The 24,301-nt window shown below is 67.0% G+C and carries 22 protein-coding genes and 1 pseudogene (1 of these 23 cut by a window edge); 9 read left to right on the forward strand and 14 right to left on the reverse strand.

The features are described 5' to 3' along the window. The 7 genes and pseudogenes from ACFE65_RS13775 to ACFE65_RS13805 all read right to left on the reverse strand — a co-directional run. A pseudogene (locus ACFE65_RS13775) lies at positions 1-339 on the reverse strand (arsenic transporter) (it extends 963 nt beyond the left edge of the window). After that, on the reverse strand, positions 339-767 hold the full coding sequence (gene arsC, locus ACFE65_RS13780) for an arsenate reductase (glutaredoxin) (RefSeq protein WP_375382943.1): 429 nt from the start codon (positions 765-767) through the stop codon (positions 339-341). Before arsC ends, ACFE65_RS13775 begins: the two are co-directional and overlap by 1 nt. 54 nt (positions 768-821) lie before the next feature. Next, entirely contained in the window at positions 822-947 is a 126-nt protein-coding gene (locus ACFE65_RS13785; RefSeq protein ID WP_375382944.1) for a helix-turn-helix domain-containing protein, read from the reverse strand. 23 nt (positions 948-970) lie between these two features. Continuing rightward, on the reverse strand, positions 971-2,047 hold the full coding sequence (locus tag ACFE65_RS13790) for a hypothetical protein (RefSeq protein ID WP_375382945.1): 1,077 nt from the start codon (positions 2,045-2,047) through the stop codon (positions 971-973). Positions 2,048-2,163: 116 nt separating this feature from the next. After that, complete coding sequence (locus ACFE65_RS13795; RefSeq protein ID WP_375382946.1) at positions 2,164-3,684, reverse strand: DUF4139 domain-containing protein; 1,521 nt, start codon at positions 3,682-3,684, stop codon at positions 2,164-2,166. 2 nt (positions 3,685-3,686) lie between these two features. Further along, entirely contained in the window at positions 3,687-5,159 is a 1,473-nt protein-coding gene (locus ACFE65_RS13800; protein ID WP_375382947.1) for a DUF4139 domain-containing protein, read from the reverse strand. A 60-nt stretch (positions 5,160-5,219) separates the two neighbouring features. Continuing rightward, positions 5,220-8,666 (reverse strand): acyl-[ACP]--phospholipid O-acyltransferase, encoded by a 3,447-nt coding sequence (locus ACFE65_RS13805; RefSeq protein ID WP_375382948.1) that lies wholly within the window; start codon positions 8,664-8,666, stop codon positions 5,220-5,222. 191 nt (positions 8,667-8,857) lie between these two features. Between ACFE65_RS13805 and ACFE65_RS13810 the strand changes: the two genes are divergently transcribed. The 3 genes from ACFE65_RS13810 (at position 8,858) to ACFE65_RS13820 (ending at position 11,690) form a co-directional block, all read left to right on the forward strand. Continuing rightward, positions 8,858-9,511 carry an AraC family transcriptional regulator gene (locus ACFE65_RS13810; protein WP_375382949.1) on the forward strand — a complete coding sequence of 218 codons (654 nt, stop codon included), beginning with the start codon at positions 8,858-8,860 and terminating at the stop codon, positions 9,509-9,511. Positions 9,512-9,665: 154 nt separating this feature from the next. Further along, positions 9,666-10,667 carry a ferritin-like domain-containing protein gene (locus ACFE65_RS13815; protein WP_375382950.1) on the forward strand — a complete coding sequence of 334 codons (1,002 nt, stop codon included), beginning with the start codon at positions 9,666-9,668 and terminating at the stop codon, positions 10,665-10,667. Positions 10,668-10,688: 21 nt separating this feature from the next. Continuing rightward, complete coding sequence (locus ACFE65_RS13820) at positions 10,689-11,690, forward strand: ferritin-like domain-containing protein (RefSeq protein WP_375382951.1); 1,002 nt, start codon at positions 10,689-10,691, stop codon at positions 11,688-11,690. Between the two features lie 105 nt (positions 11,691-11,795). Here the strand turns inward: ACFE65_RS13820 and ACFE65_RS13825 are convergent, their stop codons facing one another. Together ACFE65_RS13825 and ACFE65_RS13830 are read right to left on the reverse strand one after the other, a co-directional pair. Next, positions 11,796-12,920, reverse strand: coding sequence for a catalase family protein (locus ACFE65_RS13825; RefSeq protein WP_375382952.1), 1,125 nt, complete (start codon positions 12,918-12,920; stop codon positions 11,796-11,798). A gap of 398 nt (positions 12,921-13,318) precedes the next feature. Then, positions 13,319-14,293: an MBL fold metallo-hydrolase gene (locus ACFE65_RS13830; RefSeq protein ID WP_375382953.1), complete on the reverse strand. Its 975-nt coding sequence runs from the start codon at positions 14,291-14,293 to the stop codon at positions 13,319-13,321. 279 nt (positions 14,294-14,572) lie between these two features. Between ACFE65_RS13830 and ACFE65_RS13835 the strand changes: the two genes are divergently transcribed. Then, positions 14,573-15,316, forward strand: coding sequence for a hypothetical protein (locus ACFE65_RS13835; protein WP_375382954.1), 744 nt, complete (start codon positions 14,573-14,575; stop codon positions 15,314-15,316). 393 nt (positions 15,317-15,709) lie between these two features. Here the strand turns inward: ACFE65_RS13835 and ACFE65_RS13840 are convergent, their stop codons facing one another. Beyond that, a complete protein-coding gene (locus ACFE65_RS13840) occupies positions 15,710-17,113 on the reverse strand; it encodes an MFS transporter (RefSeq protein ID WP_375382955.1) in 1,404 nt (467 codons plus the stop codon). Here ACFE65_RS13840 and ACFE65_RS13845 point away from each other — a divergent pair. Together ACFE65_RS13845 and ACFE65_RS13850 are read left to right on the forward strand one after the other, a co-directional pair. Beyond that, positions 17,096-17,299 (forward strand): VOC family protein, encoded by a 204-nt coding sequence (locus ACFE65_RS13845; RefSeq protein WP_375382956.1) that lies wholly within the window; start codon positions 17,096-17,098, stop codon positions 17,297-17,299. The two genes, ACFE65_RS13840 and ACFE65_RS13845, sit on opposite strands and share 18 nt — an antisense overlap. A 63-nt stretch (positions 17,300-17,362) precedes the next feature. Then, positions 17,363-17,665, forward strand: coding sequence for a hypothetical protein (locus ACFE65_RS13850; RefSeq protein WP_375382957.1), 303 nt, complete (start codon positions 17,363-17,365; stop codon positions 17,663-17,665). 367 nt (positions 17,666-18,032) lie between these two features. On the opposite strand, the gene ACFE65_RS13855 is transcribed toward ACFE65_RS13850, so the two are convergent. Beyond that, entirely contained in the window at positions 18,033-19,025 is a 993-nt protein-coding gene (locus ACFE65_RS13855; protein WP_375382958.1) for an alpha/beta fold hydrolase, read from the reverse strand. A gap of 44 nt (positions 19,026-19,069) precedes the next feature. Beyond that, on the reverse strand, positions 19,070-20,329 hold the full coding sequence (locus ACFE65_RS13860) for an FAD-dependent monooxygenase (RefSeq protein WP_375382959.1): 1,260 nt from the start codon (positions 20,327-20,329) through the stop codon (positions 19,070-19,072). Here ACFE65_RS13860 and ACFE65_RS13865 point away from each other — a divergent pair. Further along, on the forward strand, positions 20,305-20,793 hold the full coding sequence (locus ACFE65_RS13865) for a VOC family protein (protein WP_375382960.1): 489 nt from the start codon (positions 20,305-20,307) through the stop codon (positions 20,791-20,793). The genes ACFE65_RS13860 and ACFE65_RS13865 overlap by 25 nt on opposite strands. 115 nt (positions 20,794-20,908) lie before the next feature. Continuing rightward, entirely contained in the window at positions 20,909-21,178 is a 270-nt protein-coding gene (locus tag ACFE65_RS13870) for a hypothetical protein (RefSeq protein ID WP_375382961.1), read from the forward strand. Here ACFE65_RS13870 and ACFE65_RS13875 read toward each other — a convergent pair. Together ACFE65_RS13875 and ACFE65_RS13880 are read right to left on the reverse strand one after the other, a co-directional pair. Next, the gene (locus ACFE65_RS13875; RefSeq protein WP_375382962.1) at positions 21,175-21,942 is read right to left on the reverse strand and encodes a TetR/AcrR family transcriptional regulator; all 768 of its coding nucleotides are present in this window, start codon (positions 21,940-21,942) and stop codon (positions 21,175-21,177) included. The genes ACFE65_RS13870 and ACFE65_RS13875 overlap by 4 nt on opposite strands. A gap of 61 nt (positions 21,943-22,003) precedes the next feature. Continuing rightward, positions 22,004-23,257 (reverse strand): hypothetical protein, encoded by a 1,254-nt coding sequence (locus ACFE65_RS13880; protein WP_375382963.1) that lies wholly within the window; start codon positions 23,255-23,257, stop codon positions 22,004-22,006. A gap of 150 nt (positions 23,258-23,407) precedes the next feature. On the opposite strand from ACFE65_RS13880, the gene ACFE65_RS13885 reads away from it, so the two are divergent. Next, positions 23,408-24,256, forward strand: a complete 849-nt coding sequence (locus tag ACFE65_RS13885) for a TonB-dependent receptor plug domain-containing protein (protein WP_375382964.1) — start codon at positions 23,408-23,410, stop codon at positions 24,254-24,256. The last annotated feature ends 45 nt before the right edge of the window (positions 24,257-24,301 follow it).

The following is a 24,301-nucleotide window of genomic DNA, read 5'->3' on the forward strand; positions in this document are numbered from 1 at the left end:
ATCGTTGGCGAACAGCGCCGACACTGCCGCGCCGAGCAGGACGACGAGCGCGAACAGGAGCCGGCCGTCGCCTTTGCCCCAGCGCGCCACGTGGAGCGCCGACCATTCGAAGAACCCTGCCTGATCGAGCAGCAGGCTGATGACGATGATCGCGACGAAGGCCGCGGTCGCGTTCCAGACGATGCCCCACACCACCGGCACGTCGTGGAGCGACACGACGCCGGCGAGCAGCGCCACGACAGCGCCGCCCATCGCGCTCCAGCCGATCCCGAGGCCCTTAGGCTGCCAGATGACGAGCGCGATCGTGGCGACGAAGATGGCGACGGCGAGAACCGGCATCAGGCGATGCGCTGTCCCGAGGCGTCGACGACCTGCTCGCCATCCTCCTTGGCGAACGCGCCGAGCTGCTTTGCGGGCAGCAGGTCGAGCACCGCCTCCGACGGCCGGCACAGCTTCACGCCCGGCGGCGAGACGACCAGCGGCCGGTTGATCAGGACCGGGTGCGCGATCATGGCGTCGAGCAGCGCGTCGTCGGACAGCGACGCGTCAGCCAGCCCGAGCTCGGCATAGGGCGTGCCCTTCTCGCGGAGCAGGTCGCGGGGCGTCATGCCGGCACGCTCGATCAGCCCGACCAGCAGCGCGCGCGCCGGCGGCGTCTTCAGATACTCGACGACGTGCGGCTCGATCCCGGCGTTGCGGATCATCGCCAGCGTGTTGCGCGACGTGCCGCAGGCGGGGTTGTGATAGATCACGATGTCGACGGCCATGGGACGTCCTTTCAGCGAGGGCGAGTTCGGCCAAAGCGGCGCGCTCAGGTCGGATCAGTAAACGACCGATTGGCTATGCCGTTCGGAGCGGACGATACCCGCGCGGGCGAGGATGCCGGGGTGCGCCGCCATCGTGTTCCGCGGCACGTCGAACCGACGGGCGACCTCGCCCGCCGCCATGCCATCGGTTCGTGGCGCACCGGCTACACGCCGCCTGCGGCCTTGCGTTGAGCGTTCTCGACCTGTTGGCCGTCATGCAGCCGGGCGGCGAGGCCTGCGAACCGTGCGTCGCTGTCGATCATCCCCCAATAATAGAACGCCCGATAGGCCGAGCCGTAGCTCATCGTCTTGATGTTGCCCTGCGGGCCGCGTTCCTGTCCGAACCCGGTGCGGGTGTTGCCCTTCTGGTCTACCGTTCCGTCGGGACGGACGCGGGCGGCGAGCCACGCCAGGCCACGATCCGCCATCGGGCGCATGGCGGCGCGAAGCGCATCGTCGGCGACGACGGTGTAATAGGTCGCCGCGAACAGGAGGCCGACGGCGTGATAGCTGGTGTCGGAGCCTCCCTTCTCCGGGTTGAAGCCGGTCGCGTCCTGGCGGGCGATTCCGCGACGGACGTAATCGCGCGACGCCCGCACCATCGTGTCGTCGTGGAGGAGGACGCCGGTCTCGCCGATCGCGTCGGCATCGAGGTAGAACCGGTGCGTATAGGGCGCGTCATGCGCCTGGCCGGGCACGGCGTTGCGCGGGTCGAGCATCCACCTGACGGCCAGCCCCAGTGCCGGCGCCGCATGGGCAGCCCAGGCCTCGTTGGCCGGCGCCATGTCCGACGCCCGGAGGAGCAACGCCGCATGCGCCGCGGCCTCGACGAAGAACGACATGCTGTGGAAGCGGTCGGGACAGTCGAACGAGCCGTCCGGCTTCTCCTGGCGGAAGCCCCAGTCGAAGATTCGCTCGCCGCGATCGATCAGGTCCTGACGATGGTAGCTGATGCCCGCGATGACGGCGTCGATCGCGTAGCGCTGCTCCTCGATCAGCCAGCGGTCCTTCTGCCGCCGCTCCCATCCGATGTTGAGCGGCCCATAGGCGCCGCTGGCGGCGACCTGATCGGCGGTCTTGTCGGGCGTCTTGTAGGCCGTGTGCCGGAGGAAGGGGCTGCCCTCGAAGGCCAGGTCGCCGGCGATGCCGGGTCGCCACGCCGGGAGGGCATCGACCGGCGTGACCGCCGAGGTGGCCATCGGCGTCAGCAGAAGACAGGCCACCAGAATGGTTCGGGGCAAGGAGACCATGGCAATCCTCTCCAGACCGGAAATTGATAGCAGCTTGTGACGATCGCAGAGCTGACGAGCTGATGACCCCATTCTTAACTCAGGTCTAGCCGATCGGGTCAGACGGCCTAATCGGAGCCGACCACCTCATAGTCGAACGTCGCCGTCCCGTTCGCCGGCACGGTCGCGGCCCAGACGAACCGGTTGTCCTTTCGTCGCAGCGGCCGCTTGAACCGCAGATGCTGGTCGTCGCCGGTGCCGAGCCGCGCTTCGAACGCGATCGGCCAGGGATTGGCGTTGGTGACGGTCAGCCGATGACCATCTGCGTCACGCCGGGCCGGCCGGTCGGCGACCTGCACCGATACACCGGGACCGGCATTCAGCCGATATTCGACATCCTCGCCCACCGCCTTGTCGTCGGTCCTGGCCTCGCCGATCAGCAGCGGCCGACCGCCGCCCTCCTGGAATATCTCGACCTGTCCCGCCGGAAGCGGCGCGCCGAGCCCGCCCGCGCTGGTGTTCGTCGCGCGAAGCACCAGTCGGGGATCGTCGGCGTTGCCATAGGAAACCTCGCTGACATAGACGGCCCGCATCGCGACACCGCGGCGTGAGAGGAACGCCACCTGCTTCTGCGACTTGGCTGCGACGTCCACCCGGTCGGGGAAGCGGTAGAGTTTCAGGTCGCCGAGTTCCTCCTGCTTCGCCATCCTGGCAACGGTCACGATGATGTCCTGGGCCATCCTCGCCTCAGGAGCGGATGGAGCAGGCGGCGGCGGTGGGGGCGGTGGGGGCGGTGGATGCATCCCATAGTCCGCACCGGTCGGGAAGCAGTTCAGCGTCAGGGAACGGTCCCTGTCGATGGCGAGCGCCGGCGAGTCATCCGAGTCCACCCGGTTGACCTTGCCGGCGACCGCGGCCGCCTGCGCGCGCGGGAAGCTGGTGACGTCGCTCGAGGCGAGCGTGACCCATGCGAACAGGTCCGCAGCCCGGCCGTCGGCACGCAGCGTCACGACATAGTCCGCCTGCCAGTCGAACCCGGTGGCAAGATAGGACAAGGTCAGCGTGGCTGTCGTCGCGCGTGGACTGTCGGTCCGCACCGACAGCGTCGGCTTGTCGGACAGGCCGGCCGGCACCGCAGGGTACACGATCGCCTCGGCAAGGCCGGTGCATCGCAGCGCCTCGGTCCCGCCGGCGAAGGTGACCAGCGCGGCGCCATCGGCCGACGAGCGGATCGTCGCCGCCTGCTCGACCATCTTGCCCGTCGCGCGATCCGTCCGCCGCACCATGACGGCCCGGCCCAGCGTCCGATCGTAGAGCGAGCGAGGCGAGAGCAGATCGGCGTCGAGGTTCTTCTCGACGACGCCGCTCGGCAGGTCGGCGACGACCGCGCTTTCCGGCAGGATGTTGCCCGCGACGCCCTCGAAGCGGATCACCGCCGCGCCCGCCGGCAGCGCCACCGTCCGTCGCTCGGTGATCAGCGCGATGCCCGCCGGGTCGCCGCGGTCGATCTCGTTCCCGGCGCGGTTCGCGGCACGGTACACGGTCACGCTGACGTCGTCGGGCCTGGCCGAGACGACGACTGCTTGCGCCGCCAGCGTGGCGGGCGCGAACAACGCCAACAGCACGATCGGCCAAACGAGGCGGATCATGGTCAGTATCGCGTGTCGAAGGTCGCGGTCAGTGTCGCGGTGCCGTTCGCCGGGACGCGGACGTGCCAGACCCGCTCGTCGAGCGAGCGTTGGTCGCCCGGCTGGCTCTCGGCCGATACGCGCGTGTCCTCCCAAGTATTGTCGAGGCCCGCCTGGCTGACGTCCACCATCACCGCCTCGGGCCGCGCGTTGGTCAGGACGTAGCGCATCGCGGTGCGCCAGTAGATGACGTTTCGCGCCTCCTCGACCGTCCGGGTCGGTTGGCCCTTTACCGTGATCCGGTAGCGGGCGGTGCGCTCCCACTCGTCGCTCAGGATCCGCTCGCGCTTGTCGATCGCCGGCTTGACCTTCACGTCGAACGCCTCGCCCGTCTTGATCGCCAGCTCGCTGCCCATCGGCATGTGATCGATGCCGTTCTCGCCGACGAACTGCGGCTGCCCCTTGGCGTCGCGCATGTAGACGCGCACCGTGCCCGCGGGCAGCGCGTCGCCCAGGCCGCCCTCGCGCGCGGTGGAGAAACCGATCACCGTGTCGGCCGAGCGCGGCTCGTCGTCACTGCCGAGCCAGCCGTTGCGAAAGGCGTAGAGCTTGTGCGCGGCGACGCCGCCGACCGACAGGAAGCTCACCTGCTTCTGCTGGTTGGCCGCGATCGTGGTCCGGTGGCCGAGCGGGTAGAGGTAGAAGTCGCCGAGCCGTGCGCGACCCGCGGTCTGCGTCCCCGGCCGGGTGTCGGGCGCCAGCCCCCGGCCACTGCCCGTATTGCCGCCCGAGCTGCCGGCGACCAGAAGCGTGTCGGCGTTCACATAGGTCGTGCCGCCATTGTTGCCGAGCGTGATCCAGCCCTGCACGTCGATCGTCGACTTGGCCTCGTCGAACAGCGCGACGTAATCGGCCGACCAGGACAGGCCGCCGGTCAGGTAGCTGATCGTCACCGGCCGTCGCCCGCCGCTCCTGGTGTCGAGCGTGACCGACAGGGTCGGGCGCGCGCGCAGGTTGGGCGGCAGCGAATCGAACACGACCCGTACCGGCAGGCCGTCGTCGCGCAGGACCTCGATCCGGCTGCCGATCTGCAGGATGACGCCGTCGTTGGAGGCGAGGACGCGCGCCTGCTCGCGCGTTTCCGCGCCGGTCGCCGGGTTGGTGCGGACGAGGGTGATCGTCTGGCCCACCGCCTTGTCCATCAGCGCGCGCGGGGACAGCAGGTCGTAGTCGTAATTCTGTTCGACGATCGTCGTGCCGTCGGCCGACAGGCGGACGGTCGCGGGGCGGATCTCGCTCGACACGTCGGGGAACTCCTGCCGTGACACCCCGGCTGGCAGGGTGAGCTGGCGCGTGTCCTGGACCAGCGCGTTGTTGGCATAGATGGTGACCGACACGTCGCCCTGCGCGCTACCGCCCGACGCCGCGGGCGGCACCGCCTGGGCCGAGGCTGCGGCCGGCACCACCGCCATCAAGAGCAATATCGACCGCGTCATCAGCCTCTCCCTTGTCGCGAGACTACGCAGGGGAGCGGCAACCCGCAACGACGACGATGCTTACGATGCGGGGTCGGCGGTCGCGTTCTCCAGGTCCGGCGACGACGATGCCGGCGCGGTGGACGCCAGCTCGCCCATCGTGACATAGTCGACCTTGCCGGTGCCGAGCACCGGCAGCGCATCGACGTGGCGGATGTCGCGCGGCAGCATCAGCTCGGTCACGCCATGCGCGCGTCCCCATGCCTGCAACGCCGCGGCGGTCGCGTCGGCGCGGGTGGTGAACAGCACCAGCTGCTCGCCCTTGCGCGCGTCGGGCCGGGTGACCACCGCATGCTCGCTGCCCGGCCAGAGCTGCGCGGCAAAGCCCTCCACGGCGGGGAGCGAGACCATCTCGCCGCCGATCTTGGCGAACCGCTTGGCGCGGCCCCTGATCATCACGAAGCCGGCCGCATCGATCGTGACGATGTCGCCGGTGTCGTGCCATCCGCCCGCCGGCGGCTGGAGCTGCCCCGGCGCGTCCGCCTTGAGGTAGCCGGCCATGATGTTGGGCCCGCGGATCGACAGGCGGCCGCCCTCGTCGATGCCGGGGACCGCGTCGAGCCGGCCCTCGACGCCCGGCAGCAGCCGGCCGACGCTGCCCGCCTGGAAGTGCATGGGGGTGTTGACCGCGATCACCGGTCCGGCCTCGGTCGCGCCATAGCCTTCGAGGATGCGCAGCCCGAACTTCTCGGCATAGCTGGCCCGCGTCGCGTCGCGCACACGCTCGGCGCCGGCGAAGATGTAGCGCAGCGAATAGAAGTCGTAGCCATGCGCCATCCGGGCATAGCCGGCGAGGAAGGTGTCGGTGCCGAACAGGATGGTCGCGTTGGCGTCATAGGCCAGCGCCGGCACGATCCGGTAGTGGAGCGGGCTGGGGTATAGCAGCGTGCGCACTCCCGACAGGATCGGCAGCAGCGTGCCCCCGGTCAGCCCGAAGCTGTGAAACACCGGCAGCGCGTTGAGCACCACGTCCTGCTCGTTGAAGTCGATCCGCGCCGACAGCTGGAGGCAGTTGGCGAGCAGGTTGCGATGCGTCAGCACCACGCCCTTGGGCAGCCCCTCCGACCCGCTGGTGAACAGGATCGTCGCGGGTGCATCGGGCGAGACGCGGAGGCGCCGGTGGGAGCGCGCTGCCCCGAATGAGGCAATCAGCGCGCGCAGCTTGGCAAGCCCACCGATCGTGGCGCCGATGTCCTCCAGATAACAGACGGTGACGCCGCTCCCTTCGAGCCCGGCGACCACGTCACCCAGCTTCGCCTGATCAACGAACGCGCGCGCGGTGATCACCGATCGGATCTGCGCGGCGGCGCAGGCGGCCGTCAGATTGGCAAGCCCCGCGGTGTAGTTGAGCATCGCCGGCACGCGGCCGGTCGCCTGCAACGCGAAGAAGGTCGCGACCACGCCGCCGACATTGGGCAGCAGCACGCCGATCGCTTCCCCTTGCGCGCCGAGCCGGGCGAGCGGCCGCCCGAGTGCCAGGCTGGCGGCGATCAGCCGGGCATAGGTCATCGGCTCGCGCCTGACATCCTCGACGATCGCCGCGCCGCCGCCATGGACGGCGCGCGCGTCGAGCAGCGCGCCGAACAGCGTGCGGTTGGTGTCGGACGTCGCGAAGATCATGTCGCTCATCACGTCGTAGAGCTTGCGGCCGGCGGCGGCCCGGCGCTCGCGTGCGGTGTCGCCCTCCACCGCGAAGCGGCGCGGCGGCAGCAGCGTCATCGTGATCCTGGGGAAGCGGCGCAGGCGGACCTTGCCGCGCAGCCGCGAGAAGCGGGTGAACTGCGGCCCGTCGAGCCGCACGGGCACGATCGGCGCATCGGCCTTGTCGGCGACCATGCCGGGACCGTCGAACACCTTCATCAGCGCGCCGGTGACGGTGATGCGGCCTTCGGGGAAGATCACCAGCGTACGCCCCTCGCGCACCGCCTTGACCATCGCCTTGGCGGCCATCGGCTTGGTGGGATCGACCGGGAACGCGTCAAACAGGCCGAGGAACGGCTTCACCCACCACGCGCGCGCGACCTGGCTGTGGATCGCGAAGGTCGGGCGGCCGGGCAGGAAGGCGGCGAGCAGCAGACCGTCGAGGAACGAGATGTGGTTCACCACCAGCACGGCGCGTTCGCCCGGCTGCGGCATGTTCTCGCGCCCGTGCACCTCGACGCGGTAGAGGAGGATGAGCAAGCCGCGGATCAGCGCCTTGAGCAGCGTCTCCGGCAAAAGCCAGCACGAGATCAGCGCGACCGCGAGCGTCGCAAAGCCCATAGCGCCGATCACGCCCGACACGCTCGTTCCGGTGGCGAGCAGCCCACCGACCGCGGCGACCAGCGCTACGGTGACGGTCGCGTTGACGATGTTGTTGGCTGCGATCACGCGCGAGCGCTGGTCGGGCGCGCTGTAGGTCTGGAGGATCGCGTAGAGCGGCACGACGAACATGCCGCCTGCGAATGCGATCGCGGCGAGGTCGCCCAGCACGTGCCAGCTGCCCGCGGTGGCGAGGAACGCGCGCACGTCGGCGCCGCGGGTCGCGGGCACGAAGCGCGTGGCAGTGAGCCACAGGTCGATCTGGAACGCCGCCAACGCCAGCGCGGCGGCCGGCACATAGCGCGCCGACACCTCGCCGCTGAGCAGCCGGTTCACCGTCACCGAACCCAGCGCCACGAACAGCGAGAAGACCAGCAGGAACAGGGTCACCACTCGTGGTCCGGCACCCAACGTGCCGCTCGCCAGCGGCGCGAACTCGGACAGCAGGATCGCGCCGATCGAGAAGAACCAGCTGATGCCCAGGATCGCCAGCCACACGCCGCGGCCACTCCGGGCCACCGACAGGATGGAGAGCGTTCCCTTGAACGGGTTGCGCTCGATCGCCAGGCCATGCGCCGCCGACGGCGCGAGCGGGATCAGGAAGCTGGTGGCGAGGCCCAGCACCGCGACGCCGGTGGCGACCAGTCCCGCTTCCCACGGCCGGATCACGCCGCCCGCGAGCTGCCCCGCGAGGATGGCGAGGAACGTGCCCGCCTCGATCAGCCCGGTGCCGCCCATCAGCTCGTGGGGCCTGAGATGCTGCGGCAGAATCGCGTATTTGGCCGGTCCGAACACGGTGGAGTGGACGCCCATCAGGAACAGGCAGCCAAGCAGCACCGGCACCGACTGGAACCAGAAACCGGCGACCGCCAGCAGCATGATGCCAACCTCCGCCGCCTTGACGCAGCGGATCAGCCTGGTCTTGTCCCAGGCATCGGCGACCTGTCCTGCCCAGGCGGAGAACAGGAAATAGGGCAGGATGAACACGCCCGTCGCGACCGTCGCCAGCATCTCCGCCCGGCCCGGATCGGCGCGATAGAGCGTGAAGTTCGCCAGGAACAGGAGGGCGAACTTGAGCAGATTGTCGTTGAAAGCGCCGAGGAACTGCACCGCGAAGAGCGGGCCATAGCGCCGCTTGCCGAGCAACGAGAGGTCAGGTGCGGACATGATCTACTCCCCCCAAGAAGCGGATAGCGGTCAAGCGTCAACGGCCGGCCGATCCTCGCCCGCAGCGTCGGGCAGGTAATGGCTGTAGAGCCAGCCGATGCCGATCAAGTGAAATCTTGGCGGCGCGAGGAGGTGATTACGGAACGACACTCATAAGGCACGCGCCGCTTTGGCCTCGACCGGACAGGATCGTGTCGCGTTCGTCCGGAAAGCTCGCCATGGATCCTCTATCGGACGTGCTGCCGCTCCTGAAGCCGCGCATCGTCGAAGCCGGAGGCTTCGACCTTGCCGGCGCATGGTCCATCGGTTTCCCGCAGCATCAAGGCATCAAATGCTATGCGGTCGCGCTCGACCAATGCTGGGTGGTTTGCCATATCGAGGAGCGGCGCGGAATTGGTTTGGGCTGGCTGTTCGCGCTGGCCGATCCGCAGTTGCGCCGCGCGATCGAGGCCATCCACGCTGATCCCGCGCGCCAGTTTGCGGAGCGGGTCGGTCAGGCTCCGATCGAATATGTCACCGGCTGGGGGATGATGCTCGCCGCCGATCGCCTGAACGGCGGCGGCGAAGCCCTGACGCGCATCGCCCGATCGCTGGGATACGCATCCGACAGCGCGTTCTGCGCGGCGTTCCGCAGGGTGATGGGCTGCTCCGCCGGGCCGGTACATTCTCACGGCCGGACAAGGTTCCTCACGAATCTCATGACGTCGGTGCAAGGTGATCGCTGTTCCATGATCGGGCGCATCCGCCGATGTCGCTCGCCATGGCGGATGTGCCCCATCAGAGTTGGGCCGCCGACTTCATCAATGGGCAAGGCCATCCGAGCCGCCTGTTCTCAGCCCGGATGACGCAGATCGTCGGGCGCATGGCAGAAGCAGATCAATCTTAATCTTCCATGCATCCGGTTCAGTTTTCTCGACGTAACCCGGTCAGCAACCGGCGCGATCCGCGTCGGTGCGGCCGTCGTTGCGCGACGGTCCACCATGCGAGGGGCCAAGTCCGATGACTGAAAGCCGGGAACTGATCGATGCGCTCGACGCGCGGGTGAAGCGTCGCGAGAACAGGCGGGCGTTCTTCACGGTCGCGATGGGCGCCGCCGCAGTCGGTGCCGGCTTTGCCGTTGCCACCGCGGCCGAGGCGCAGACGGTGACGGATGCGGACATCCTGAACTTCGCGCTCAACCTCGAATATCTCGAGGCCAATTTCTATTATTTCGCGGCGTTCGGCACCTCGATCCCGCTGACATCCACGGCCGGCACGGGGACGTTCGGCGCGGCAACGGGCGGCCGCGCGGTCACCTTCACCGATCCCGCGGTGCGCTCCTACTCACAGGAGATCGTCGCCGACGAGCTCAACCACGTGAATTTCCTGCGCTCGGCGCTGGGCAGTGCCGCGGTCGCCCAGCCGCAGATCGACGTCGGCATCGCACCCAACGGCGCGTTCAGCAGCGCGGCGCGTGCCGCGGGCCTGATCGGGCCGACGACGGCCACCAGCCCGACCTTCTTTGATCCCTACGCCTCGGACGAGAACTTCCTGCTCGGCTCGTTCATCTTCGAGGACGTGGGCGTCACCGCCTATAAGGGCGCGTCGCCGCTCATCAGCAATCCCGCCTATCTCACCGCGGCGGCGGGCATCCTGGCGGTCGAGGCGTACCACGCCGGCCTCGTGCGCACCGTCCTCTACCGCAAGGGCATCGGCACGCCCGCATCGGGCACCACCGCCGCGGTTCCGGCAAACCCGTCACTGATCTCCAGCGCCGGCGCGATCTCGGCCGCGCGCGACAGCCTCGACGGGCCTACGGCGCTCGACCAGGGCATCGCTACCCAGGCCGGTGCATTCGGCAATCAGTCAAACCTCACGCCCACCGACGGCAATGCGATCGCCTTCTCGCGCTCGACGGGCCAGGTCCTGAACATCGTGTACCTGAATCATGCGGCGGTGACGGCAGGCGGGTTCTTCCCGGCCGGCGTCAACGGCACGATCAAGACCAGCGCTGCCAACTAAGCCACTTCAGGGAGATATCCGATGCTCGATCAAGGAACGGTGGCCGACATTTTGGCCCTCACGCAGAAGCGTCGCGACGAGCGGCGCGGTTTCATCAAGATGGCGGCCGGTAGTGTCGCGGCGGCAGGGGGCCTGTCGATGCTGGCGGCCTGCGGCAACGACACCACGCCAAACCCCGCGTCTCCTACCCCGACGCCGACCGTCGTCGCGGTGTCGACCGACGTCGACGTGCTCAACTTCGCGTTGAACCTCGAATACCTCGAGGCGAGCTTCTATTCGCTCGCCGCGTACGGCCAACCGCTCGCGGCGGTCAACCAGACCGGTACGGGCGCGCAGGGCACGGTGACCGGCGGTCGTCAGGTGTCCTTCACCGATCCTGCGGTCGGGAACTACGCGCGCGAGATCGCGGCGGACGAGATTTCGCATGTGATATTCCTGCGCGCGCAGCTCGGTGCGTCGGCGGTGGCGCTGCCCGCGCTCAACATCGACGGCGGGGCGACCGGCGCGTTCACCGCGGCGGCGCGCGCGGCGGGGCTCGTCTCGGCGACGGGCACGTTCGATCCTTACGCATCGGACGAGAACTTCCTGCTCGCCTCGTTCATCTTCGAGGACGTGGGCGTCACGGCGTACAAGGGCGCGGCGGCACTCATCACCAACAAGACGTATCTGGAGGCGGCGGCCGGCATCCTGGCGGTCGAGGCGTATCACGCCGCGATCATCCGGACGACGCTGTACGGCAAGGGCATCAACACCACGCCGTCGCTGATCACATCCGCCAACGCGATCTCGGACGCGCGCGACAGCCTCGACGGCTCGTCGGACGACGATCAGGGGATCACGATGACCGTAAACGGGGTGACGCAGGCGAACATCGTGCCGACCGACGCGAACTCGCTCGCCTACAGCCGCACGACGAGCCAGGTGCTCAACATCGTGTATCTGAACAAGGCGGCCGTCACGAGTGGGGGCTTCTTCCCCGCCGGCGTGAACGGCAACATCAAGGCGAGCGCCGTTCAGGCCTGACGTAGCCACGACGGTCAATCAGAGGGCCGCACGAGCGATCGTGCGGCCCTTTGTTGTCTCGGCACAGGTCGTTGCGGGTCAACGCGATCGGGGCGGGACGGTGACCTAGTCGACCGTCATGCCCTGCGTCGGCAGGTCGGCAAGCGTGTGAAGTTCATGGATGGGGCAGCCATTATGCTGGCCGCGGAACTGCGTCGACATCTCGTAGGTCGGCTTGCGGGCGCGATTGACGCCGCCGATCGGCTGATGTGCGGAAAGTCCGTGCCACGGGCTGAACGACACTGCCTGTTCCTGCTGCTCGCTCAGCCCGTGCTCCCAGCCAAGCTGCGCGGGCACGGTGATGCGCGCGACCGCCACATACGGGCTCTGCTTCTCGTCCCAGATTACCGAAGTGTCCTCAACCGGCATCTTCTCGAGGTCGGTGCAAAGCTGCACGCGCAGTTCCCAGACGCTGTCCTGCTCGATCAGCACCTCGCCCATGTCCTGGCGCAACGCATCGGGGCGACCCGACGTGTCGACCTTGCTGCCGGCCAACTCGGTAAGGTTCTGCGACACGGGCGCGATCGAGAGTTTGGCGATGTAGCCGCCGTGACGCAGCGGCACCTGAGTATAGTAAGTCTCACCGAGCGGATGGGTGTTGGGCGCGCCGCCCAGTGTCTGGATCGTCGGGCTTTGAATGCCGACCATTTCGAGCGCCGCGTCGACCGTTTGCATCACCGCTGAAAACCCCTTTTTCAGACCCTCCCCAACGTCGGTGGTCTTGGCGAGCATCTTGAGATTGGCGAGGAACGCCTTGGGCGTCGGCGCGGCGAACGCGGGACCGTTGACTAGGATGAAGTCCTGCGTGGTGTCGGCTTCCGACCCCGGCAGGCGATCACCCGGAACCCCGAAAAGCTTGATCGCAAGGCCACGCGGCACGCTCACGCTGTCGTCGAGGATGTCGCCAGGCAGCGTCGAAAAGCGCAGCAGCGCGTCGTAGCTGTCGGGTGCCGCGAACAGTCCCTGGGCAAGTGCCGGCGCGATGCCGGACAGCACCTCGATCCTGCCCTTCACGATCGCATGACCCTTGGCATGAACGCCGCGCATCGCGGTGCCATAGTCCTTGGCGGTCTTCTCCTGGATCAGCCGGAGCTGCTCGTTCAGGCCCTGGATGGTCTCCGCTTCATCGTCGGCGCGCACCTCGACGGTCGGCGTGAACGGGATTGGCGGGCGTTGGAGATCATTGGACATGGGTGGGACCTTCTGCGAGCTCGGGGTTCGATGGAGGCGTCCGCTGCGCGACGACAGATATCGGGGTGGCCAGGCTCTAACTATGCAGCGACTGCCATGGCGTCTTCTCGCGTCGGTGGTTGTCAGATGCTTCCACCACTGCCCACATGCGTTTGATAGCGCCTTGTTACGAGTGCAGCTCTTGCGGTCCTCACTCTAAGTTTACTTGTGCTGGCAGGCAGAATTATTTCCATTCAACCTCTGTCAGCGGTGAACGGTGTCGTGATGCCCGCTTAGGTCGTTCATCAAGGGTCGCGAGACGGCCGGTGCCAGAGCTGAAAGGCCGCATCATAGTGCATCGCTTTCACGCGGTCGCTTTCGATATCCTCGACAAAGGCGAGTCGGCCGACGCTATCGACCTAATCTGCAACCGGCGCGGGCGTGCGTTTAGTGCCGGCGAGCTCCTGATCCATGTAGCGTAGTTCGAGCGGCGCGAAATATCCAAATGCCGTCCAGTCACCGTATCGCATGGCGAGCCCAGGCAACGCGGCTTTGACGAGGGCCTCGCCGGACAAGCCTGCCGTTCGCTCACGCAGTACCGTGGTTCGCAGGTCGGCGAGGTAATCGTCGAACTTGACGACATCCTCGAGCGTGGCGACATCGCCATGGCCTGGAACGAAGGTCGTCTGGGCAGCATCCGATGCGTGTCTCAGCGCGTCGACCGTATCAATCCAGCGGGCGACGGTACCGTCGATGATGTTCGGCGCGACATGCCGCCAGAGGATGTCGCCGCAGAACACGACCTTCGCGTCCGGAACGCTGACGATCAGATCGCCGCCGGTATGACCGAGCACCGACCGCACCAGAATTTTGCGTTTGCCGAGCCAGACCGTCAGGTCCTTGTCGGTGACCACGTCGGGAAGCGGCAGCGACGTGACCATGGCCCTGATCTGCGGTGTGAGGTGGTCGCCGAACAAATGAAGGTTTTCCGTTCGTATCCAGCCACGGACATAGCGGTGTGCGATGATGACGGCGCCTGCCGCTCGCAAGACGGCGTCGCCGCCGACGTGATCCGCATGGTAATGGGTGTTGACGACATAGCGGATCGGTTTGGTGGTGAGTTTCCGTATCTCGAGAACCAGGGCCCTCGTCGCCTCCGGATCGAAGAAGCTGTCGACGACCAGGACCCCGTCGTCACCGATCACGAAGCCCGCGTTCGACCCTGACGTTCCGCGCGGGCTGTCGATCGCAGCATAGATTCCGGGACCGATCGCTTTCGACTCGAAGGGCAGCTTCGGCGGTATATCGGCCGCAAACACACTCGTTGCGACGTACATGCCTCCAGAGAGGCTCAAAGCCAGGACGCCGCGGATGAAATTCGACAAGGTCATCATGCTCTACATCGCTTCAAGGCTGTGCATGTCGTACGCCGGTTCATCGTCGATCCCATCCACCAGATACCAGGACTAAACACCGACACGGTTTCAGCCAACTCCGTAATCGCCGCGGTCCGGGCCGCCCTCAGCTCAGTCGCGGGCGTTCGCGCTCGTGAATGGACAAGTCCGTGACGCCGGTCTGGCTGAAGGTTGATCCCGGAAGTCGTCGTGATCATGCTGCGAGTTCCCGTGGCTGGCCGGTTGCCACGCTGGTCGACACCATCAAGGGACACTGCCATGCCGCTCGCAACACTGGTCGCTGCCGTGATCGCCGTCGCCGCACCGGTCCGCGTCGCGGTGCCGCCACCGGTCCGTCCCGGGATCGCCGCCTACCCCCGGATCGCCGTTCCCGCCGACGACGCTCAGCGCCGGATCAATGCGGCCGTCCTCCGGCTGGATGCGCGGGTCCGCACGGCGGCACGCGCCTGCCTGACGGGAACCGGCACGCACCCCGGCGACTGGCAGCGCGAGGTTAACGTGACGATGCGCGGTCCCGAGTTCCTGAGCTACCTGACGAGCGACGACGTGGACTGCGGCGGCGCGCATCCCAACACGGCGCTTGCCGCGATCGTGTACGACCTGCGCAGCGGCGCGCCGGTCGACTGGACGACGCTGCTCCCGACCAGCCTGACCGGCAGGCTGGGCCTGATCGATGGCGAGGACGAGGTGAAGATGGTGACCCTCGCCTCGCCGCGGCTGAACGCGCTGTACCGCGCGGGCTACGACCATGGCGGCGACGCAGCCGAGGAGAAGGAGTGCCGCACCGTCATCGCCGACGAGATGCGGTCCGGGCCGGTGCCGATGATCGCCTGGCTCGACGCCAAGGCAGGCGAGCTCGCCGTGCAGTTCGATCTGTCGCATGCGGAGGAGGCGTGCGCGGAGACGGTGATGATCCCGGCCGCGACGCTGCGCCGGGAGGGCGCGAGCCTCAGGCTGCTCGACGCGCTTGCGGCTGCGCATGCGCGGCGGGACGCGTCGTGATGCTGTCCTCCGCCGGACACCGCGGCGCCGACGTCTACCTGGATGATCCCGATTTCCGGCGCACGCCTAGGATCCCTTGTCGCCTATCGCTGGTCGAAGACGGCGATGATCCTCTTCATGGTCGCCTTCGATCGTCGTCATGCTGGTCGAGGTGTTCGGGCGACGTGGTGCTCCAGGCGCCGTCCCGCAAATATGCCCTCGACCGGAAGCGGGCCGAGCCGCGTGACTGAAAGCGAGGACATGGATGGTAAAAAAACTGAACGTCGGCGATTGGGAAGGCGAGGTTGACCCAGAACCGAACCTTCGGCGCAGCCTGAGCGCTCCTCAGAACCAGCCACTCGTTCATCACGATGGGAGCGCCGATTTGAACCAGCTCCATGCGCGGACGGCGTGCTATTCCTTGAGCGTCGCAAAAGCCACCAGGCCAGAAATCAGGGCGAGCGCCGCTGCTACGATGGCGGCGATGTGAAAAGCCTCGATAAGGCCGGCGCCGCGCCGCGCGATGACGGCGGCGGCGAACGCGGTTGCGATCAGTCCGCCGGTGCGCGCGGTCGCGCTGTTGAATCCGGACGCCGTGCCGGTGTGGCGATCGTCGACGGACGATAGCACCGCGGTCGTCAGCGGCGCGACGGCGAACGCCATGCCCAGTGCGATCGCCGCGATGCCGGGCAGGATGCTGCTCCAGTAGCTGTGGGTCGGATCAGCACGCAGCATCAGCGCGAAGCCGAGCCCGGTGATGATCGGCCCGATCGTCAGCGGCAGGCGTGGACCGACGCGTCCGGTCAGACGGCCCGTCAGCCGGGAGGCCGCGCCGATCACGATCGAGAACGGCAGCAGGGCGAGGCCAGCCTGCAGCGGCGTATAGCCGCCGCCGACGATCAGCAGATAGGGCAGCAGCACGATCAGCCCACCGAGCGCGCCGTACAGCAGCAATGTCATCACGGTAAGCCCGACGAAGGGGCGCGACGCGAACAGCGCCAGCGGCATCATCGCCCGCTCGCCGAGCCGCCGCTCGGTCCAGGCGAAGAGCGCGAACATCGCGAGTCCGGCGCCGAGCCCGATCCATGCCGGGGCGGTCGTCGCATGGCGGGTCGACCAGAGCGTCAGCGCCCAGGTCAGCGAGCCCAGTGCCGCAGTCGCGAGCGCGGCGCCCTGCCAGTCGAGTGTTCCCTCGCCCTCAGCGCTCTCCTCGACATAGCGGAGCGCGATCGCGATCGCCGCTGCCGCGACCGGGAGGTTGAGGAAGAAGATGGCCCGCCAGCCCACGGCCTCGACCAGCCAGCCTCCGACCGGCGGTCCTATAGCGCTCGCGATCGCGCCAGCCGAGGCCCACGTGCCGACCGCCCGGCCCCGCGCCTCGCCCTCGAACGAACTGCCGAGAATGCCGAGGCTGTTCGGCATCAGCAGCGCGGCGCCGATCCCCTGGATCGCGCGCGCGAGGTGGAGAAAGAGAAGGCCGGGCGCCAGCGCGCAGCCGACCGAGGCGAGCGCGAACAGGACGATCCCGCCGATGAGCACGCGCCGCCGTCCGAACTGGTCGCCTGCGGCCCCGCCGAGCAGCAGCAGCGCCGCGAGCGGCAGAAGATAGGCGTTGATGGTCCAGGAGAGATCGGCGCCGCCGCCGCCCAAGTCTCGGCCGATCGTCGGCAGTGCCACGTTGGTGACCGAGCCATCGATGAACGCGAGGCTGGAGGCGAGCATCGTCGCCACCACCGTCCATGTCGGATGCGCGACGGCTCGACCTCGCCGCGAGGTGGCCTCCCCGCGATCGCATGGGGTATGCAGCTGCGTGCTCATGACGAAGCGGTATGCGCAGGAAGCCGCTGTCCGGTCACGCGAGCTTTTGCACGCAAACAGCACGGCGGTCAGGTGCTGATGCCGCCCTACCGGATCGAAGGCGTGGGCGAACTCGCCTACGTCGCGGATCCAGAGGGTAACCTGGTCGGCGTCATGCAGTACGAGCCGGGCTACGCTCCTGCGTGATCGGTGATGGCTTTGCCGTTCGCTCGCTGGTACTGACCTTTCGCGACGGAGGTCGCGCCGCTGTTGCGCGAAGTGATCGTACACGTGACTCGGTTAGGCATGCTGCACCCCGACGAGCCGGGCGAGGCGAGATTGGCGGCGGTGCTGATCGACCTGCTTGTGCCGGCGCGCCGCGAAGACCTGCAACTGCCGCTCCCTCGCGACCGTCGGGCTCGAGCCGTGGCGCAACGGTTGCTCGCGTCACCATCGGATCAAGCGGGCATGACGACGCTGGCGCGCGACGCCGGGGCAAGCCTGAGGTCGCTGCAGAGACTGTTTCTACAGGAGACGGGATTGACGATCGAGGCGTGGCGGCGGCAGGCCTAGCTACTCTAACCCGTCACGCGGTTGGCTAGGGGCGGCGACATGAGCCCCATCGCGCTTGCATGTGGCTATGCCAGCCCAAGCGCCTTCAGCGCGGCCTTCGGCCGAACGTTCGGCGTAGCTCCTTCCCTGTATCATCGGGATCGGGCTGACACCCGGGAAGGACGCAGTCATTTGGACAGCTGCCAGGCTGGCTGGCCCACTACAACGAGGTGCATCCCGCATCGCTCTGGGCTATCGGTCCGGTCGCGACTACATCGCGAACCTGCGAGGCTCCGTCAGGCTTTTTGGAGGCAACAACACTGCCATATTCCTGAATTCTGATCGGGTGCGGCGGGAGGAACGTTCGCTGTGGACTATGCCTCAGGATCTAACGTCTATCGCGATCGGCATCCCGCATGAAGGCCGCAACCTCCCGATTGAAGTCCGCCGAGTTGGACAATTGAACGAAATGGTTGGGCGATCGGACGATGACGTGCCGTCCATGCATAAGACGCGCGAGCACGTCGGCCGCGGCGTCAAATCCGGGGTTCCAGCCGCCGGTGACGATCAGGACAGGGACGTGCGCCTCTGCGATCGTCGCGATGGCGTTCTGGAACACCGCCGGCGCAGGGATGCGACCTTCGAGGAGAGCACATCCCGTGCGCGTCGCGAGTGCGGGGTCGCTCGTCATCGCGTTTATGGCGACGTTGGTCTCCGCGCCGCCTGCCGGGGCTGATCCAAGCATCCGGGCGAACGACGCGCCATATTGTCCCGGGGTCTCCGCCGTCATCAACAGCCTCGCCCGCATCTTGTCGCCCGCGATGACCGCCGGATTGTTCCTGAGTGCAGGATCGGCCGCCACGATCGCCGTCAGGGCGGGCTCGACGAGGACGAGCGATCGGACCGCCGCCGGGCGCCGGGCGGCCGCGAGCAGGGCCTCCGCGCCTCCCCAGCTATGGCCGATCAGATTGGCCCCCCCATCAAGCATATCGGCGATCCAGACCGAGTCCCGGGTCATGTCGTCCACGCCTCGCGACGGGCTCGCGCCGAAGCCGGGCCGATCGACCGCTTCGACGCGCCAGCCGTCGGACCCCCAGGGCTGCTGCTTGGCGAACGTCGTCGGACCGCCGCCCACACCACCCTGAACGCCGCCATGGATGATGACCACCCGCGGTCCGCTATTGCCCCAGCGCGTCACATGGATGGGTAGGCGCGACGCCTCAGCGTCGGGCACGTCCCGCATGACCGGACACTTAGCGATCAGCTCCGCCCGATGGGCGTCCATCTGGGCAGCCGTGGCCGGCGCTTCGGCTGGCGTCGGCGCGACCTGCCCTGCGATCAGGCCGGCGGCGGCCGACAGCGCGACGAGTAGCTGCTGCATCACAATCTCCTAATTTTATCGTTTTGACGATCCGCGTCGAAATCCTAGGCGGCGCCTATCAACTGGTGGCTTTCCGCAAGCGACGCGAATGCGGGGTCGATCCGCCGCAACCGCTCGTGGCTGACGCGTCCGGTGCGCATCATATAATCGTAGGCGAACGGTACTGGCTCGAGATGCATGCGATCGTCGACCGTCTCGTACCAGATGATGCTCTTCATGGCCGCGTCCTGGAACTCGCCTGCGCCGCCGCGACGACTACGCTCGAAGGCGACGAAGGTCTCGGCCACATCGCCTCCGCACGCGTGGAGTGCGCTCGCGAGCGCAATCGCGTCCTGCATCCCGACGCGGGTTCCCGAGCCGATCGACGGATGCACCGTCTTGAGCGCGTCCCCGATCAGTACGACGTTCGCGTGATGCCAGTGCCGGCTCGTCACGAACTCCGGATTGAACCAGCTTGACCGGTTCGAAACCAGTGGATGACCATCCAGATAATCCCGGAACACGTCCGCGCAGAAGGACCTACTCTCCTCTTCGGACATGACGTCGAGGCCCGCACTCCGCCAGGTTTCGGGGCTGCATTCGATGACGAACGTGCCGAGATCGGGGGAGAAGCGATAGCTGTGGGCGATGAAGGTGCCGTGCTCCGTCGACTGGAAGATCAATCCCACCGCGTCGAGGCGCTTGGTCGTCGCATACCAGACCCACTTGTTGCGACGGGCCTCGCGGGTGGCTTGGAAATGGTCGTTGAGGCCGGTGCGGACGGCACTGCCCACGCCGTCCGCACCGACGACCATATCATAGTCGCGCAACGATGCGGCATCGCCGACGCGGGCGTCGAAATGCAGCCGGGCGCCTGCTGCCTCTGCGTTGCGTTGCATGGCGTCGAGCAGCTTGACCCGGCTTATCCCCATGAAACCATTGCCCTTGAGGACGATCTCCACGCCCTGGTGGATGATCGTGATCCGATCCTGGAACTCGGCGACCGCGGCGATCGCCTCGCGCAGGTCGGGATCGACGCCGGCCAGAATGTCGAGTGCGACGTCCGCCAGCACGACGCCGAACCCGTAGGTAGCGCCGCGCGGGTTCTGCTCGAACACGTCGACCTCGTGCGTGGGATCGTCACGCTTGGCGAGCTTCGCGAACAACAGCCCCGCAGGCCCTCCCCCTACCACCGCAATCCGCGCCATCTCTCTGCACCTCGGTCTCGTCGCACTGGTCAATATATTGACACAGGCGTCGAAACGCGCAAGGGAAAAGTAATCGTAGGAGAAATATGGCCATGACCATCGCTGCCAGCGCGTCACTCGCCCTCAGTGGCGTCGACCATACCGCCCGTCCGACCTGGAAGCTACGCGAGACGGTCGAGTTCTACCGTGACAAGCTCGGACTGCCGCTCGTGCATGCGATCACTGCCAAGGGCTGGGGCCGCGAGAAGGAGGAGCATGCAGACTTCATCCACTTCTTCTTCGATGCGGGGAACGGCAGCACGATCGCCTTCTTCCACTACATCGGCACCGACCAGCCGGCGGAGATGGCCGTTCCGCGCGGCTACATGGCGATGGCGAGCCACACCGCCTGGCGGGTGGAGACCGAGGAGGAGTTGCTCGCCTGGCAGAAGCGGCTGGAAGACGCTGGCGTGCGGGTGAGCCAGTCGATCAAGCACGAGATCCTCGAATCGATCTACTTCCGCGATCCGAACCATTACCCGCTTGAAATCACTCGCCCGCTACGCGCGGTCGAGCGGATCGATGGCCCGATGCGGAGCTGACGATAGACGCGGCGCTCGAGCTGACGGATGCTGGCGGCTGGACGTCGATCGAGCAGCTGTGGCGCATCAAGGCCGACCGTGTTGCCGACCACCAGCGGCGCAAGGCGCCGGTCCGGTGAGCGGCTTTTACGTTCTCGAAGTTCCCGAGTTCGCGCCGGTGGTGGAGGCCGCGCGGACGATCGAGCGTTGCCGCGTGCACCCGTCGCGCGGCGGCTACCGTTTCGTGGAGTTCGACGGTGAAATCGAGATCAGCCGCGCAGCGACCGGCCTGACCGAAGCGGTATGGTTTGGCTGTCTCACCGGTGGCCTCGACGGCAAGATCGTACGCTTCGATGCGACGAGCATCCGGTTGGCCCCGACCAACGAGCCGGTGTTCGTTCGCTAGCGGGCGATTGGCGAGTGGGCGCTCGAACCGCTATGCCCGGCCATCGTCTCGACCAGCGCCAGATTGTCGCGGATCTCCCCCATCAGCTCGGCAATCGTCGTCGCCGCCTTGCCATCCGCGCGATGCAGCGACGCCACCGCATTGTCGGCGATCGTTGCCGCGACCTCTTCGATCGAGGGGCTGTGACTGGGCTGGAACCACCAGGCCGTCCACATCGCCATGCCGATGATCGAAAAGGCAGCGATCCGCGCATCGACCGGCCGCGCCTCGCCCGCTTGAACTGCAGCGTCGATCAGCTTCACCATCTCGTTCAGGATGCGTCGTTTGGATTCGACATGCGCTTTGCCGATCGTTGACGGGAGTTCGGCCTCGCTCTGGTCCATCAGCCTGAAATGGGTCTTGGGATCGGCGACCCACAGCACCAAGCGACGGACCACCTCGCGGATGCGTCCCTGCGGCGACATCGCCGGGTCTACGTCGCGGAAGATGTTGGCGACCGGCAGAGTCACGCCCTCGATAAGGGCGGCCAGCAGCGCATCCTTGTTCGGGTAATAATAGTAGATCGAGGAGCGGCTAAGCCCCACCGCGTCGGCGACGTCCTTCAGGCTTGTCGCGGCAAACCCCTTGGCCGCGAAAAGCGCTGCCGCTTTGTCCAGTACCTCGTCTGCGAGCAACTCACGGCGCATCGCCGGGCCGACGTCGCGCACCGCAGGTTTTCCGGCCGGGCCAGCCGCATCCGTCTTCTTGGCCGCCGAACGCGCCATCACCGTTTCGCCTGTTCCCGCATGTGATCAGTATCGACACTTCGACCGGCGAGACAAGGGTTCAGGCCTCCGACGCTTTCGGAAAACGCTCGATCAGCCACGCGCGAATCGCCTCCCCGGCAGAGGCGCGGCCTGGCACTTCGCCTGCGACCAGCGACTGACCATGATGATCGCCGCGGAAGGAGTGACGCGTGATGTCGCGCGATGGTACCGCAGCGACGATCCGCTCGACGTCGCCAGGGAAGACGACCTGGTCACCGCTGTATTCGATGAGCAGTAGCGGCTGCTCGATGGCGGCCGCGGTCCGGAACATGTTGGCTCGAGATGTCAGTCCCGACCATGTCGAAAGCCACGCCTCGGGTGTGCAGAAGCGTGCGAAGCCGACCACGCCGAAGTTGGTAGCGTAGGGATCGTTGCTCCAGATCGATCCGACCGCACGGTCAGATGGGTCGAGCGACAAGTCCCAGCAGCGCAGGTCCGCGTCCGTGCGCCAGATCGTCATCGCCATTGTGTGGGCACCGCGGATGCGATCCTGCCGGCTGCCTCCGGCCTTCCCTCGACCGCGAGCGGCAAGGCGCTCGTCGATCAGATGCCGGGCGGTCGCATCCAGACGTTCGACCCGCGACCGTTGCGCTTTGCGGTACCGTTCAACGAACTTGCCGTCGTACTGCGCGCCCGCCGGGCCAACTGCATAGCCGTTGGCGGGATCGAGGAAGTCCAGCGCCGGTTCGATCGCCAGCGGGTCGGCCTCGTCAGCGACCGATGGATCGATGCAGTTCATCAGGACGACGCCTTGCCCCGGATGCGGCGAGACCAGCACGATGCCGTCGGCTTGCGGCATCGCCACGTCGGCGAGTCCCGTCGCGCGACCACCGGGCGTGCGGACCAGACGATCCTCGGGCGCAAGCAGGGATTGCTCGTTGTAGAAGCTGTAAAGACTGGCTCCACCAGAATTGCCGATCAGCACGATCTTCTTGAAGCCTGTTACGCGCAGGAAACCTAGTCCGGCCGCGACGTCGAGCAGGGTTATCTCATGCTCCAGCCGCAGATCGGATCCCACGGCGCGCGAGGTTTGGGTGAACACCGAATATCCGGCGGCGAGCAGCTCGGGCACGAGGTAATGCGTGGCAAGGAACTCGCGCGGATGCATGATGCACGCGACCACGTCCGATGGCCCCGCGGTATAGAGGAAGCCGTTGACCGCCGCGCCATCGGCTGTGCGCAACGGGTGGACAGTGAGTTTCACATCGTCCGCAAGTTGGCCCATCGTCCAACCGGCATTGCGGAAACCGGCCGTCGCTTCTCTCTCGCTCATCGATCCCCGCCCCGTCGAATGTGTCTATAAATCGTCACTAGCGTCGATAATCGTACCGGGCAACGCGGATTCCGCTTGACCGCTCGACGCTACAGTGGGATTTTCAACGCTAACGTGGATGTAACCGCGAGCGATTTGGAGGGGATTTGAATGCGCAAGCTGCTTCTGGCGACGACTGCGATGATGTGCGGTCTGCCAACCATGGCCAACGCGCAGGCGGCTCCTGACAGCCGCGCTCAGCCGACGCCAACCACGGGTGGGTCGGAAACTGCGACGGGCAGCTCCGCCCAGGTCGCCGACGGACAGGCGGCGCCTACTAGCCAGGGGCTTACGGACATCGTCGTCACGGCCCAGCGTCGGTCGGAGAACCTGCAGCGTGCTGCGGTGGCGGTGGACGTCGTCTCGGGATCGGACATCGCCGCAGCCGGCGTGACCCAGGTCGCTCGGCTGAACGAGCAGGTCCCCGCGCTCACGGTCGAACCCACCAGCACCGGCAACCTGATCTTCATTCGCGGCGTCGGCAATTTCACGGTCACGCCGAACAGCGACCCTGCAGTCGCGTTCAATTATGATGGTGTTTACGTCGGGCGGCCGACCGGTTCGACCGGTGTGTTCTTCGATCTCGAGCGCGTCGAGGTTCTGAAGGGGCCGCAGGGCACGCTGTATGGGCGCAACGCCACGGGTGGTGCGATCAACGTCATTCCGGTCCAGCCCAAAATCGGTGAACTCTCGGGTTATGGAACGGTCAGCTACGGAGACTATAACGCCCTGATCGCGGAAGCGGCGATCAACCTGCCGATCGGCGACAAAGGCGCGATCCGTATCTCAGCCAACCGCTCGCAGCACGATGGCTACCTGTCAGACGGCGGCAGCGACGAGCGGCTTACCTCGGGCCGCATCCAGCTCAAGGCCGAGCTGACGCCCGACATCACCGTCCGGGTCGCAGGCGACTACAGTCACAGCGGGGGCTTCGGGTCGAGCGTCAGTTATGTCTGTTGATTTGCACTGAGAGTTGACCCGGAGTTTTCATCGAGAAATGACCCG

Source organism: uncultured Sphingomonas sp. (assembly GCF_964237335.1).
Classification (GTDB): domain Bacteria; phylum Pseudomonadota; class Alphaproteobacteria; order Sphingomonadales; family Sphingomonadaceae; genus Sphingomonas.

What these genes read in the sequence shown, in the direction of transcription:
- arsC (WP_375382943.1), bottom strand. Translation starts at nt 767, where the DNA reads ATGGCCGTCGACATCGTGATCTATCACAACCCCGCCTGCGGCACGTCG.
- ACFE65_RS13785 (WP_375382944.1), bottom strand. Translation starts at nt 947, where the DNA reads ATGGCGGCGGGCGAGGTCGCCCGTCGGTTCGACGTGCCGCGGAACACG.
- ACFE65_RS13795 (WP_375382946.1), bottom strand. Translation starts at nt 3,684, where the DNA reads ATGATCCGCCTCGTTTGGCCGATCGTGCTGTTGGCGTTGTTCGCGCCC.
- ACFE65_RS13800 (WP_375382947.1), bottom strand. Translation starts at nt 5,159, where the DNA reads ATGACGCGGTCGATATTGCTCTTGATGGCGGTGGTGCCGGCCGCAGCC.
- ACFE65_RS13805 (WP_375382948.1), bottom strand. Translation starts at nt 8,666, where the DNA reads ATGTCCGCACCTGACCTCTCGTTGCTCGGCAAGCGGCGCTATGGCCCG.
- ACFE65_RS13815 (WP_375382950.1), top strand. Translation starts at nt 9,666, where the DNA reads ATGACTGAAAGCCGGGAACTGATCGATGCGCTCGACGCGCGGGTGAAG.
- ACFE65_RS13820 (WP_375382951.1), top strand. Translation starts at nt 10,689, where the DNA reads ATGCTCGATCAAGGAACGGTGGCCGACATTTTGGCCCTCACGCAGAAG.
- ACFE65_RS13825 (WP_375382952.1), bottom strand. Translation starts at nt 12,920, where the DNA reads ATGTCCAATGATCTCCAACGCCCGCCAATCCCGTTCACGCCGACCGTC.
- ACFE65_RS13830 (WP_375382953.1), bottom strand. Translation starts at nt 14,293, where the DNA reads ATGATGACCTTGTCGAATTTCATCCGCGGCGTCCTGGCTTTGAGCCTC.
- ACFE65_RS13835 (WP_375382954.1), top strand. Translation starts at nt 14,573, where the DNA reads ATGCCGCTCGCAACACTGGTCGCTGCCGTGATCGCCGTCGCCGCACCG.
- ACFE65_RS13845 (WP_375382956.1), top strand. Translation starts at nt 17,096, where the DNA reads ATGCAGCTGCGTGCTCATGACGAAGCGGTATGCGCAGGAAGCCGCTGT.
- ACFE65_RS13840 (WP_375382955.1), bottom strand. Translation starts at nt 17,113, where the DNA reads ATGAGCACGCAGCTGCATACCCCATGCGATCGCGGGGAGGCCACCTCG.
- ACFE65_RS13855 (WP_375382958.1), bottom strand. Translation starts at nt 19,025, where the DNA reads ATGCAGCAGCTACTCGTCGCGCTGTCGGCCGCCGCCGGCCTGATCGCA.
- ACFE65_RS13865 (WP_375382960.1), top strand. Translation starts at nt 20,305, where the DNA reads ATGACCATCGCTGCCAGCGCGTCACTCGCCCTCAGTGGCGTCGACCAT.
- ACFE65_RS13875 (WP_375382962.1), bottom strand. Translation starts at nt 21,942, where the DNA reads ATGGCGCGTTCGGCGGCCAAGAAGACGGATGCGGCTGGCCCGGCCGGA.
- ACFE65_RS13880 (WP_375382963.1), bottom strand. Translation starts at nt 23,257, where the DNA reads ATGAGCGAGAGAGAAGCGACGGCCGGTTTCCGCAATGCCGGTTGGACG.
- ACFE65_RS13885 (WP_375382964.1), top strand. Translation starts at nt 23,408, where the DNA reads ATGCGCAAGCTGCTTCTGGCGACGACTGCGATGATGTGCGGTCTGCCA.